The sequence below is a fragment of the Microcoleus sp. genome (assembly GCF_049646505.1).
GTDB lineage: Bacteria > Cyanobacteriota > Cyanobacteriia > Cyanobacteriales > Microcoleaceae > Microcoleus.
In genome coordinates this window covers 1-12623 of the sequence record NZ_JBARVX010000256.1, presented here as the reverse complement: position 1 = coordinate 12623, position 12623 = coordinate 1, and the positions used below count along the sequence as shown (strand labels likewise).

The following is a 12623-nucleotide window of genomic DNA, read 5'->3' as shown; positions in this document are numbered from 1 at the left end:
TTAACAGTTAACAGTTAACATCGTATATGAGTGCAACCGGAATTGATATAATACTTTGATTTTAGCTTAGGTAGTTTTGGAACTAGGTCAAAAGTCTCTACCTAGAGGAAGATGCTGCGCGCGATCGGCATAACTGCAATTTACACCCCTTGGGAGATGTTAACGCAGGCACATTTTTCGTTCAATATTAAGAATTAGAGTCAGCAAAAAATTTAGAAATACTACAGAGGTTTTATGAGTATCGACAAACCGGGCAAAGATATGGAACGCACTGCCAATCCGGGCGATCGCATTTCCGACAAACCGCAAACCATCGAAGAAAAAGCCCAGCAACTGGCGGTAGATCACGTGCCAGACATCACGGGAGACACAGTTACAGTTCCAACTTATTTCATTGTAGAAGAACCAGACGGGGAAAAGAAAGCCCTGCACCACGTCAAAGATGCCGAGGAAATTTCTGACGTAGTTCGGCAGATCCGCGTTGACGAAAATGGCGATCGGATTATGGATTAACTTCAATCCCATAAAAACGGGTTTGTCGTACAAAAGTTATCTGTAAAAATCATGGAAACAAATCAAACAAATAGTACACCTTATCCCAATATTCCGCCGATTCTCGAAAGCAATGACGCAGAGTATCGCGATGCCGGGATTACCAGTACAGTTTCAGTTGCGGGCCATCCCCTCCACCCAGTGCTGATCGTGTTTCCGATCGCCTTTTTAGTCGGAGCCGCCGGCACGGATATCGGTTATTGGCTGACAAGCGATCCGTTTTGGGCGAGAGCTTCGGTTTGGCTGATCGGTTGCGGTTTTGGTGCGGGGATTTTGGCTGGAATCACGGGCTTTTTAGATTTTGCGAGAATTAAAAGAGTGCGCGATCGCAGTGCCGGTTGGTTGCACATGGGCGGCAATGTGGCGGCTCTCGTACTTTCGCTGATTAACCTGCTGTTGCGACAGGGAAATCCGGCCCAGCCGATCGTCTATACAGGTTTAGCATTGTCCGTCGTCGTTGCTTCCTTGCTGGGCGTTACAGGCTGGTTCGGCGGCGAACTAAGTTTTCGTCACAAAGTCGGTGTCATCGGCCCTACCAGTCAAAATATGTAGGTTTCCAACCGTTTGTAGTAGGGACTTGATTCCCTCTTTATTCGTGGAGAATTTAGGATTGAAGTTCTGACTGCAAACTTAAAGATTGTCCCAGCCAATGGAGATAAGCCTCGCTGCCAGCGATAATCGGAATAGCAATAATTTCGGGAACTTCATAGGAATGAAGTTCCTGAACTTTTGTTTTTAAAGCCTCAAATTTAGCCAAATCAGTTTTAATCACCAACTGCCACTCCGCCTCGGAATGAATCTCGCCTTGCCAACTATAAACAGAGCGAATTGGTGACAAACTCACGCAAGCAGCTAGCTTGTTTTCGACGAGAGATTTAGCGAGATTTTCCGCTTCCGCCTCCGATGCAGCAGTTACCAGCACCAACCCGAAGTTAACTGTCATAGTGATGTTAGATTAATTTGATAAAGTAGCGCTAGATATAACCCCCCCAACCCCCCCTTGGTAAGGGGGGGCTTCAGACTTCATCAATAGCATATCTTTAGAAAAATGGTATTAGATTAATTTGAATAGAAAAGCTCGATCGCATTCCCAGTCTGGAAACAGGACTGCCCTGTCGGCCACAGATATCTGCCATTTTTAATAACTTATTCGTTCCCAGGCTCTAGCCTGGGCACCAGTTAAATACCAGTTAAATTATCTGCGTAAATCTGCGTAAATCTGCCTTACATCTGCGGTAAGCAGAGCGCTCCCGTGATTTATGGAATTGCTCGTATAATATAACCAACAATTTCCCAATTCCCAACTACCAACTACCAATTTTAAATTTCCGCAACTTCCCAAGAATTGACTCTGCACACCCCAGCTAAGGAAAAATAGCGCCTAGTCGATTCCGGCAAAATAGCTCCCGCCAACAAAGCATTATCTAAATTAGCTCCTATTAAAGTCGCATCGCTCAAATCTGCTGCCATCAAATCAGCTTGACACAACTTTGCCCAATTCAGATTTGCCCCGATCAAACAACTTCCTCTAAACTTAGCCCCAGTTAAGTTTGCACCAGCCAATTTAACGCCCCGCAACTGAGACGCGCTGAAATTTGCACCCGCCAAATTCGAGCCTTCCAAATTAGCTCCCATCAGTTTAGCTTCGCTCACATTCACACCGCTCAAATCTGCACCCGAAAGATTCACGCCTGTCAACTGCGCTCGCCGCAGACTGACTCCGGTTAATTGAGCTCCAAAAAGTTTTGCACTGTTGAGCTTTGCACCGTAGAGGTTTGCCCATTTAAAATTAGCTCCAGTCAGATTCGCACCCAGGAAGTTCACTAATTGCAAGTCAGCGCTGGATAAATTGGCATTCCACAACACAGCACTCCGCAGGTTTGCGCTACTTAAGGTTGCGCCGCTCAAATTAACTCTCGGCAATTTGGCTTTTACCAAAAAAGCTCCGCTCAAATTAGCTTTTGTCAAATCTGCGCCTGAGAGTTGGGTTTCGCCCATTTTGGCAAAACTCAGATTTGTTCTGTGCATTTGTGCGCCTTTGAGGGTTGCTTTGGTGAGAAACGCTCTGCTGAGGTTCGCCCCGGCAAGGTTCGCCCGCGAAAGGTTGACTCCGATTAAGATGGCTCCGCTGAGGTTTGCCCCGCCCAAATCGGCTCCAGCAAAGTCTCTTTGTCCGTTTTCGTAATTATTGAGCAGTTCGCTAACTTTCATAGGGCTTGATACCTTCTCTGATTTGGGGGGGGCGATGGAGAAATCTTAACTAGGAGGTTGTTTCAGAAATGGAACTGTGTGAGAAATTAGACTGTTTCAGCGTTTGCCTCAAACTTTATAACTTCTGTTAACATCAGTTTCTGTTTAAACAGGATCTCTTAATAAAGATTTTATATTGTTCTCGCGGTAGCGATCGCCCTTTCGGTACTTTTGACTTAAAAGTTAATGTTTCTTGACAAAAACAGTCATTCCTTAACGATCGGGATTAATCCGCAAATTTAGGCGCACCGTACCCTGGAGCCCTGCCGGCGGTTGCCAGGAAATCAAGGCTTTTTTGAGAGTCTCTAGAGCCTCTGTTGATTGCAGCGTCGAGCTTCCAGAGTCAATCGCCACTTTCTGTACGCGGCCGTTTTGTACCGACAGCTCCCACACCGTCTCGCCGCTAACCCCCGCCGGGAGATTAACAGATTGCAAGTATTGAGTCAGAGCAGCGCGACTCGCGGAATCCAACCCTTGGGCACTGACTACTTGCAAGCGAGAAGTCAAAGGCTTCGGCGCGGGCGGCGGCGGTGCTGGTTCGGCGTAACGGGCTCGCTGCGCGACACCAGGAGCTGGAGCAATCGGTGCAAAACCGCGAGTGGGGGTAATACTGCGAACCCCGCCCCTAGTTTGCTCGTCCTTCTGGGAATCAAAAATACCTTCATAGCTGACACCCTGCGGCAATTCCACAGGCACTTGCACGAGACGGCGCGATCCATCTGGTTCGACTCGCACTTCTTCGCTCACAGCTACAAAAGCAGTGTATTCCGACAGCAAGCGATAAGTTAGAGCAGTATTAGTCACGGCTTCTACCAGAGATTCAGTAGCGCCGCCAAACATTTGATTCATTAAACTTTTAATGCGCGATCGCCCCCAAAGTTGAGCCACCGCCGGATTGCCAAAATCTGTAACGCTTGCTGCGACTGAAGTTGACTCCCGCTGCCGCCCCGATTGAGCAAAATTCACAGGTAAAACCCGATCGTACACTTTGCCGCCGGCTTGAGTGCCGCGGATGCGGAGTTGGCCGTTAATTCGATCGCTCTTTTTGCCAAACAAAACCAGCGGTTGACTGGTAAATAAGTCCGGCGGGGCGATCGGATAAATCTCCGGTTTTTCCCCCACTCCTTCCCAACTAACTTGAATATTAGTCAATACCGGATTGTTAATTTGGCGAAAAAACTTTTCAGCAGCCGGTGCTGACGGTTCATCTTGACGAACTACTTGAGACGTACCTCTTCCCACTTCTGCCAAACGGTTGAGCAAAAACCGATTCACCGAACTGCCCACACCAAAACTATAAAGTCGATTTCCCGGTTTCAGACTCTGCTGCACCTGGGCGAGCACTTCATTTTCATTACCAATATAACCGTCAGTAATCAGTACAATACTCCGCAGAGTTCCTGTTTTTGTCGCCGGAAACTTCATCACAGTTTGAAAGCCGTTGAGCAGTTCTGTGCCCCCGTTAGCCTGCAAAGCATCGATATACTTAATTGCCATTTGTCGATTAGCTTCTGTATTCGCTAAAGGAGCTGTTGAAAGCGCTTTCGCAGTGTTGGCAAAATCAATAATAGTAAAAGTATCCTTGGGATTTAGCCCTTGAATGAAGCGGCGCATTAACTCCTTAGATTTTGCCAGCGGTTCGCCCTGCTGAGAACCGGAAGTATCCATCAAAAACACGACATCTTTCGGTACAATTTCATTAGGTTTATAGTTTAAGGCGGGAATCAAATAAGTAGCAAAATGACCGCCCCGCTGGTCGGATTGAGTCAGGACTGTTGCTTGAGTATTTTCGCCTGCTACTCGATAGCGCAGAATTAAATCTTTATTGGGAATTGTGTCAGAGTCAGCTAATTTGACGCGAACAATGTTGCCGCTGCGATCAGTGGTAATTTGATGGGAAGTAGAGCGGACATCGCCGATCGCAACTCCAGCATCTATTTCTACCTCCACAGAGATATCGTGACCAGATCGCGTGCCCGGAGGCAAAACAGGCGGGTTAATGCGATCGGGATCGGTATTAACCCCCCCCTGCCCCCCCCTTGCTAAGGGGGAGGATAGAGCATCGCCCCCCCTTGCTAAGGGGCGGGATAGAGCATCGCCCCCCCTTGCTAAGGGGGGGTTGGGGGGGGTCGTATTTCGCGAAACGTAGCGCGGCCCAACCACCGTGGGAAACACAAATTCGTAATCGCCGCCGACAAACTTCAGACTTTCGGTGTAGCGAATCGTAACTTCAATTTTTTCTCCCGGTTTGATATTAGCCAGAGACTGAGTAAAAATATTAGATCGTTCTTGTTCCAACAAACCCGCAGTCCGGCCTTCTTGGCGAGCTTTTTGGTAAATTTCCAAAGCTTCATCGCGCCGTTTGATATCACCTTTAATAATGCGATCGCCGATTTTAATTTCCATGTCATCCACCGCCTCTTCGTCGGGTAGAGGAAAGACATAAACAGCTTCTAAAGATTCGGGAAAGGGATTTTCAAACTTCTGAACAACTTCGACGCGGGAAATGTTGCCGGCAATTTTGGCTTTAACTTCAGTTTTTTTGAGAGGAAATACTTGTTCTCGCGCAGTATTTTGGGTTTTGACGAACAAACCGCCGACATGACAGCGATTTTCGGGCGATCGGGCACCACTGCAACTAACATCGTTACTAGCAAGGATTTTCGGCGTTACAGACGAGTGATTTTGCCCCAAGGCGTTGGCTTGGGCCGCGTTTGGAGCTAGCCACACGCCGCACTCGTTAGCGAAGCCCTCGAAGAGGATCGCGGCGAGCAATGCGACACCAGCAGAAAACAACTGTTGAGGGGACAGAACGCAGACAAACTTCATAGCTATTTATCATCAGATTTGAGGTGCTCTGTCTACCATGACCTTAGCATTGGCGAAACGTTCCTGAGTTAAGTTTCGCCCAAAAATGACTGAGGGCCAGGGTCGATTTGAGATTTGAGATTGATTTGACAGGCGGTTGGGGGCTGGCATCGGTATTCGAGTCAGTTGGGCGATCGTCGGCGAACCCAACCTACAAAATTGTATAATAGTTAGATAATTAAATAATTCTCACATCAACCTCTCCACCTCTAATAAATTGAAAAAACCATGAATTTTATCAATCCTAAAACCGACTTTGCCTTTAAAAAAATCTTCGGCTCTGCTGACAGCAAAGACATTTTGATTAGCTTTTTAAATGCCATTCTCTACGAAGCACAGCCAGTTATCGAAGACTTAGAAATTCTCGACCCTTACTTAGCTCCAAAAATTAAAGGAGTCAAAGATACTTACTTGGATGTCAAAGCCAAGATCGGCGGCAGCAAAACTGTAATTATTGAAATGCAGGTATTGAACGTAGAATCTTTTGAAAAGCGGATTTTGTACAATGCTACCAAAGCTTATTCAGTGCAGTTAAAAAGCGGAGAAAACTACAGTTTATTAAATCCCGTGATTGCCTTGACGATTACAGATTTCCCAATGTTCGAGCATCTAGAAACAGTAATTTCGCGATTTTGTATCAAAGAGAAAAACAATCTCGTCGATTATTTGGCAGATGAATTAGAATTTGTCTTTGTTGAGTTGCCCAAGTTTGACAAGACTTTAGAAGAATTAGAGACGCTGACAGACAAGTGGATATATTTCATGAAAACCGCTCGGACGTTAAGGTCTGTGCCGGAAGAGTTGGGAAATGTACCGGAAATCCGCAAAGCTTTTGCAATTGCCAATGAAGCAAATCTCGATCCTGATGAATTGGAAGATTTAGAAAGGCGAGAAATTTTTATTCAAGACCAGCGCGGTGCAATTAGCAAAGCTACCAGAATCGGTATCGAACAAGGCATCGAACAAGGTATCGAACAAGGTATCGAACAAGGTATCGAACAAGGTATAAAACAAGGAAAGTTGGAGTTGGTTTTGTCGCTGTTGGAGTCCCGTGTCGGCCCGCTGTCGCCGGAGATGCAAACTCGCATCAATCAGTTATCTACGGAGCAATTAGATGATTTAGGGAAGGCAGTTTTAGAGTTGGCTAATGTGTCAGATTTGAGCGATCGGTTGCAGAGATTATAGCAATTATTAATGATTGGGATCGAAAACTTAATAACTTAAACACCTCCTACAGCAATCCTAAATCATTTGTGAATTTCTTACTCCCTCCCCGCGAGTTCGGGGAGGGTTGGGGTGGGGTAAAAATATTTACGACTCCTGCAAGGATTGCTATACAGTCCTTTCTCCTGTAAGTTTCAAGATCGAAGGAGGCAGAGCCTCGCCCCAGAAGCATTACCAGGCTCTTCCTGGTAACGAGCAATTAAACGAATCGCACACCGGAATTGATATGAAATCTGTGTTGGGGGCAATCCCCCTGCGGTTTTCGCCCCTCTGAATTAGGGTGCGGCTTCGGCGCGAGCTCGGCCGGAGGGGGTTGGGACTTGGGGCGCTACCCGCCTAGAAAGATTGTGAGTTTTCAAGTTGGCGTGACTCTGGGGGCGGTGGGGTGCATCTGGGATTTTGTAAAAAGCATTTTTTGTGTGAGTGCGATCGTCCTGGCGCAGTTATAATTAACACTCGACCTATTGCCCGATCGCACTACAAACGCTGGCCTACAGATGCACTCAGCCCGATCGAGCTCGTCGGTTCACTCGTCGCTTCCCCACCCGCAGTTGAAAAATGCTCGTACACTCGCGGACAATTTTTGATTTTAACTCTTAGAGTTGAGTGTTACCTTCTTAACTGAGAAACATCTAAAATCGAAAATCCTATGAGCAAATTTGTGTTTGTGACCGGCGGCGTGGTTTCCAGTATCGGGAAGGGAATTGTCGCTTCTTCCCTCGGTCGCTTATTGAAGTCGCGGGACTACTCGGTCTCGATTTTGAAGCTAGACCCCTATATTAACGTTGACCCCGGCACTCTCAGCCCGTTTCAGCACGGAGAAGTCTTTGTCACCGAAGACGGTGCGGAAACAGACCTGGATTTGGGGCATTACGAGCGTTTTACCGATACCTCCATGTCTCGCCTCAACAGCGTTACCACGGGTTCCATTTATCAAGCTGTGATTAATAAGGAACGCCGCGGCGAGTATCAGGGGAGCACGGTGCAGGTGATTCCCCACATCACTAACGAGATTAAAGAGCGCATTCACCGAGTCGCAAAAAATACTAATCCCGATGTGGTGATTACGGAAATCGGCGGCACGGTGGGAGATATTGAATCTTTGCCGTTTTTGGAGGCGATTCGCCAGTTTCGCAAGGATGTCGGGCGGCAAAATGTTTTGTATATGCACGTAACGCTGATACCTTGGATTCCTTCGGCTGGAGAGATGAAAACTAAGCCGACTCAGCACTCGGTTAAGGAGTTGCGGTCGATCGGCATTCAACCAGATATTCTAGTCTGTAGGTCCGATCGGCCTTTACCTTTGGGTCTCAAACAAAAATTGTCGGAATTCTGCAACGTACCGGAAGAATGCGTCATCACGGCTCAAGATGCCAAAAGTATCTACGAAGTGCCTCTAATGATGGAAGAAGAAGGTTTAGCAGAACAAACCATCAATTTGCTGCAACTCGAACAGCGGCCACCCGATTTGATCCAGTGGCAAACCTTAGTCAAGCGGCTTTACAGTCCCAGCCACAAGATTGATATTGCTTTGGTTGGCAAATACGTGCGCTTGAACGATGCTTATCTTTCTGTGGTGGAAGCTTTGCGGCACGCGGCAATTGCGATCGGCTGCGACCTAAATTTGCACTGGATTAACTCAGAAGATTTAGAATCGGGAAGCCTCGAAAACTATCTCAAAAATATCAACGGCATTCTTGTACCCGGAGGTTTTGGGATTCGGGGAGTCGATGGCAAAATAGCGGCGATCGAATATGCTAAACACCACAAAATACCTTTTTTGGGATTGTGTTTGGGGATGCAGTGTGCTGTAATTGAATGGGCGCGCAACACCGCCCAACTGAAGGATGCCAACAGCGCTGAATTTGACCCAAATACAGCAAATCCGATCATTAACTTATTGCCAGAACAGCAAGATGTCGTCAATTTGGGCGGTACGATGCGGTTGGGTTTGTATCCGTGTCGCGTCAACCCAGACACCCTCGCATTCAAACTTTATCAAAAAGAAGTGATTTACGAGCGGCACCGCCACCGGTACGAATTCAATAACTCCTACCGGAATCTTTTCTTAGAATCAGGTTATGCAGTCTCCGGGACATCTCCCGACGGCCGATTGGTAGAAATGATCGAATTGCCCAACCATCCTTTTTTCATCGCCTGTCAATTTCACCCCGAATTCCAATCTCGACCTAGCACCCCCCACCCCTTATTTCAGGGGTTTGTCCGGGCGGCGAGCATCCAGGGAAAGCAGGATGTTTTAGAAGCTGAGGCTCGCGACTTGGTGGCGGGGAAAGTTACCGGAAGCTAATCTGCTACGATGTGCGATCGATTAGTTTTGATATATTGAATGTCTGTAGGGCGGGCGAGTGCAGATTGTATTCAAATAGGGCGGATAGTCGATCGTACTCTCACCCGCCCAACCCAAAAATAGGATTCGATCGGGGTCTCATCTACCGGACATGATATCGAGCAGCATTCTCAACGACTCAAAAACCTCACCCCGACTTTAGCATAGGGATTGAGGGGCTATAGCAATCCTATAACTTTATAGCTGAGATTTCAAGGATGATAGCAGTTTCAAAACAGAATCCAACTGATGAAGCCCGCAGTGCTAACCCCAACAGTCATCATTCATGCCCAATCTAAAATTATTCAATGTAAAATCTAAAATCTCAAAGGTTATGAGTTGTCAAACTATCCTAAAATACCAGGAAACGCAGGTGGGAGGAGGGGTTTTGTGGCTTACTGGAGCAAACTTACTTATGAAAAAAATACATACATAATTGACCTTGACACTATTAGTGCTTTTTCTAGCGAACTGGATAACAAGCGGATCACATTTTGGCTGCCCAATAGCAGTCAGCCAATTATCCTGAATCCCCAAGGCAATCACGAGGCTTACAAACAAGTTTTAGATTACCTAAGAAAAACGATCGATCGCAATTCTAAAGGTTCGTGGATTAAAATCAAATATGACCGCAAGGAATTTGCGATCGATATGAGTAAAATTAGCTCTTTTACTTGCGAACAGAACGGCCGGCTAATTAGCTTTTTCCTGCCTGACAGCGCGACCAACATTATTCTCATGCGCGAAGGCAACTCGGAGGATTATCAAAAAATTCAAGAATACATCAAAACTACGACCGGGCAATCTCTGCCATGAAGAAGTCATTGGTTGTTAGTTGTTAGTTGTTATTTGTTATTTGTTAGTTGTTAGTTGGTAGGGGCGGTGCCCCCGTGCCCGCCCTCTTAGTTGTTAGTTGGCAGTTGTTAGTTGGCAGTTGTTAGTTGGCAGTTGTTAGTTGTTAGTTGTTAGTTGTTAGTTGTTATATCAAATCCTCTCTTCATCGGAATAACAAATAACAAATAACAGTTAACAAATAACAGTTAACAAATAACCAATAACAGTTAACAAATAACAGTTAACAAATAACAAATAACAAATAACAAATAACAAATAACAACTAACAACTAACAACTAACATCATGTATAAGTACAACCAAAATTGATATTAGTTATCAGTTATTAGTCATTAAAGCTAGCTGCCAAGCTAATTTTGCTGCGCCCACCATACCTGCTTGATTGCCCAATTGAGCAACCAATAGCTGCAAATCTTCGCGAGAAGTCGGCAGCACCCGCCGCTCAATTTCAGCTTGCACCGCAGGCAAGAAAAATTCTGCACCTGCACTAATTCCACCGCCGATAATAATAGCTTCCGGTGTTAAAACATAAATGAGACTTGCTAAACCGATACCGAGATAGCGCCCGTAATTTTGCCAGTATTCTAAAGCTTTGGCATCTCCAGACCGAGCTAAATTTGCTAATTCTAGGGGTTCCAAACCCGTTTCGCGGCGAATTGCTTGCACGGAAACGTATTGTTCTAAAGAACCGCGATTGCCGCTGTTGCACTCCGGGCCGTCGGGATCGATCGCAATTAATCCTAATTCTCCGGCCGCGCCGAGATGACCTGAAAATAGTTTGCCGTCTAGGATAACTGCACCGCCGACTCCTGTACCTAACGTTAGCAAAATGAGGTTTTTAAAATGCTTTCCCGCACCCAACCAAGCTTCTCCCAATCCGGCACAGTTGGCATCATTTGCTAATATTGTCGGCAGTCCGGTTTTGGCTTCCAACCAGTCAGCTAGGGGGACGTTATGCCAGTTTGTGAGGTTAATTGCTACTCTGGCCGTGCGGCCTGCTGCGTCTGCCGGGCCTGGCGTGCCAATGCCGATCGCACGTATTATATCTTCCCCCAGCCCTCCTTCAACAATGGGGCGAGTTTGAAGTTGAAAAATAGCATCGGCGATGGCGGCCAAAACGGCTTCAGGCGTTGCGGGTTGAGGAGTTGGGACTGTTAAGGATTGGTGGCAAATGCCGTCTTCGCTAAATCTGCCGAGTTTAATGGCGGTGCCGCCTAAGTCGATGCCGATTACTTGTGCCATGACGATTTAAGTTTGTATTGACGAGTTGAGCGATCGAAGTTTTATTTGAGTGGGTGAAAATTACCGACGGCAGCGGTGCTTAGGAATGAAAATTTAATAACTTAAACACCTCCTACATTCTTTTCTCTTGTAAGTTGACAGATAAAAGGAGGCAGAGCCTCCGGATCTGCATTACCAGGCAGAGCCTGGTAACGAGCAAGCACGAGCAACGAGCACAGGAGGCAGAGCCTCCGGATCTGCATTACCAGGCAGAGCCTGGTAACGAGCAACACGAGCAAAAATGATTCTTGTGGGATGGGCATCTTGCCCGTCCTAGTTATTTTTGCACAATATCATTGTTGTCTGGCGGGAGAGAAATTGCCTGGTTGTTTTAAGATGCGATCGCCTTTTGCCACCTGCTTCCAATTAACCCTCAGCCCCCTCAGCGCCGCTGCGATTCTCATCCCCAGAAAAACCCAAACCATCCCCAACAAACACCGCCTCAATCACCATCCCATATCCACCATCATTCTCAACCACCGGCAGCGGAAATCGCCTCAATATTTCCCGTCCAATCTCCCCGGCCACCTGCGACAATTCCCCGCTACCAATTCTACCCAACAATCCCAGCCTGCGCGCCAATTCCTGAAGCGAAGCCACCGCATCCGCAGCAGCAGTGCGATCGCCTTCGCCCTCTAACAATCGAGTTCCAAACCGTCGCAACCAACCCGCCAATTCACCATCTTTAAGGCGTTTTGCGATTAAGAAACCCGCGATATCCCCTCGACTCCAGCCGGCATTCACCCCTTCCAGAATTTCCATGAATTTCGACTCGTATTCCGCGTCTGTGAGAGTGGGGCGGATGGGGGTATTTTGGGGCGCGGTCGGTGCTGCTGTTCCGAATAGGCGCTGAATTAGTTGTTTGATGAATTGCCAAATTTTATCTAGCATTGATAGGGTTTAAATGGGTAGAATATTTTCTATTTTAGTCTGGTCGCTCTCAATATTTGATATTTTTTAGATGTCGATTTATAGCCTTTTTTAAGGGATTTTTAGGTGAGTTGGGGCGCGTTCATTTAACCTGCCTGCAACTTTTAAAGCAATTGGTGAACCCGCCCTAAAGGTTCAACATGAATAGTGCAATATCTCAGTTGAAACTGATATTAATTGTGGTCAATTCGTTAGAGAGTCGATGGCAGGGTGTCCCCCACCATCTCTCCTACAAAACCGGGAAGAGCGACTTTCACCGCACACGGCTCCTGAGTGATGTAATCCTGGTTATGGATACAGTATGATCGCATAATGAT

General features: G+C 46.7%; 10 protein-coding genes. 5 read left to right on the top strand and 5 right to left on the bottom strand.

Annotated elements, in window-relative coordinates:
* Positions 1-234: 234 nt before the first annotated feature.
* Both WBA89_RS13870 and WBA89_RS13865 read left to right on the top strand, forming a co-directional pair.
* Complete coding sequence (locus WBA89_RS13870) at positions 235-513, top strand: hypothetical protein (protein WP_424407296.1); 279 nt, start codon at positions 235-237, stop codon at positions 511-513.
* Positions 514-564: 51 nt separating this feature from the next.
* Positions 565-1104, top strand: a complete 540-nt coding sequence (locus WBA89_RS13865) for a DUF2231 domain-containing protein (protein WP_424407294.1) — start codon at positions 565-567, stop codon at positions 1102-1104.
* A 52-nt stretch (positions 1105-1156) separates the two neighbouring features.
* On the opposite strand, the gene cutA is transcribed toward WBA89_RS13865, so the two are convergent.
* The 3 genes from cutA to WBA89_RS13850 all read right to left on the bottom strand — a co-directional run bounded on the left by cutA (position 1157) and on the right by WBA89_RS13850 (position 5631).
* Complete coding sequence (cutA, locus tag WBA89_RS13860; protein WP_424407292.1) at positions 1157-1495, bottom strand: divalent-cation tolerance protein CutA; 339 nt, start codon at positions 1493-1495, stop codon at positions 1157-1159.
* Positions 1496-1872: 377 nt separating this feature from the next.
* A complete protein-coding gene (locus WBA89_RS13855) occupies positions 1873-2763 on the bottom strand; it encodes a pentapeptide repeat-containing protein (protein ID WP_424407290.1) in 891 nt (296 codons plus the stop codon).
* Between the two features lie 252 nt (positions 2764-3015).
* A complete protein-coding gene (locus tag WBA89_RS13850) occupies positions 3016-5631 on the bottom strand; it encodes a VIT domain-containing protein (RefSeq protein ID WP_424407288.1) in 2616 nt (871 codons plus the stop codon).
* 267 nt (positions 5632-5898) lie between these two features.
* Between WBA89_RS13850 and WBA89_RS13845 the strand changes: the two genes are divergently transcribed.
* From WBA89_RS13845 to WBA89_RS13835, 3 genes are all read left to right on the top strand, one after another.
* Positions 5899-6855 (top strand): Rpn family recombination-promoting nuclease/putative transposase, encoded by a 957-nt coding sequence (locus tag WBA89_RS13845; protein ID WP_424407286.1) that lies wholly within the window; start codon positions 5899-5901, stop codon positions 6853-6855.
* A 688-nt stretch (positions 6856-7543) separates the two neighbouring features.
* Positions 7544-9202 (top strand): CTP synthase, encoded by a 1659-nt coding sequence (locus WBA89_RS13840; RefSeq protein WP_424407284.1) that lies wholly within the window; start codon positions 7544-7546, stop codon positions 9200-9202.
* A gap of 429 nt (positions 9203-9631) precedes the next feature.
* Positions 9632-10057 carry a hypothetical protein gene (locus WBA89_RS13835; RefSeq protein ID WP_424407282.1) on the top strand — a complete coding sequence of 142 codons (426 nt, stop codon included), beginning with the start codon at positions 9632-9634 and terminating at the stop codon, positions 10055-10057.
* 356 nt (positions 10058-10413) lie between these two features.
* Here WBA89_RS13835 and WBA89_RS13830 read toward each other — a convergent pair whose 3' ends face one another.
* Positions 10414-11337 (bottom strand): ROK family protein, encoded by a 924-nt coding sequence (locus tag WBA89_RS13830; protein WP_424407280.1) that lies wholly within the window; start codon positions 11335-11337, stop codon positions 10414-10416.
* A gap of 405 nt (positions 11338-11742) precedes the next feature.
* On the bottom strand, positions 11743-12267 hold the full coding sequence (locus WBA89_RS13825) for a hypothetical protein (protein ID WP_424407278.1): 525 nt from the start codon (positions 12265-12267) through the stop codon (positions 11743-11745).
* Positions 12268-12623 lie beyond the last annotated feature (356 nt).

Coding starts and splice junctions, on each gene's coding strand:
- WBA89_RS13825 (WP_424407278.1), bottom strand. CDS start 12,267: ATGCTAGATAAAATTTGGCAATTCATCAAACAACTAATTCAGCGCCTA.
- cutA (WP_424407292.1), bottom strand. CDS start 1,495: ATGACAGTTAACTTCGGGTTGGTGCTGGTAACTGCTGCATCGGAGGCG.
- WBA89_RS13830 (WP_424407280.1), bottom strand. CDS start 11,337: ATGGCACAAGTAATCGGCATCGACTTAGGCGGCACCGCCATTAAACTC.
- WBA89_RS13850 (WP_424407288.1), bottom strand. CDS start 5,631: ATGAAGTTTGTCTGCGTTCTGTCCCCTCAACAGTTGTTTTCTGCTGGT.
- WBA89_RS13870 (WP_424407296.1), top strand. CDS start 235: ATGAGTATCGACAAACCGGGCAAAGATATGGAACGCACTGCCAATCCG.
- WBA89_RS13855 (WP_424407290.1), bottom strand. CDS start 2,763: ATGAAAGTTAGCGAACTGCTCAATAATTACGAAAACGGACAAAGAGAC.
- WBA89_RS13840 (WP_424407284.1), top strand. CDS start 7,544: ATGAGCAAATTTGTGTTTGTGACCGGCGGCGTGGTTTCCAGTATCGGG.
- WBA89_RS13845 (WP_424407286.1), top strand. CDS start 5,899: ATGAATTTTATCAATCCTAAAACCGACTTTGCCTTTAAAAAAATCTTC.
- WBA89_RS13865 (WP_424407294.1), top strand. CDS start 565: ATGGAAACAAATCAAACAAATAGTACACCTTATCCCAATATTCCGCCG.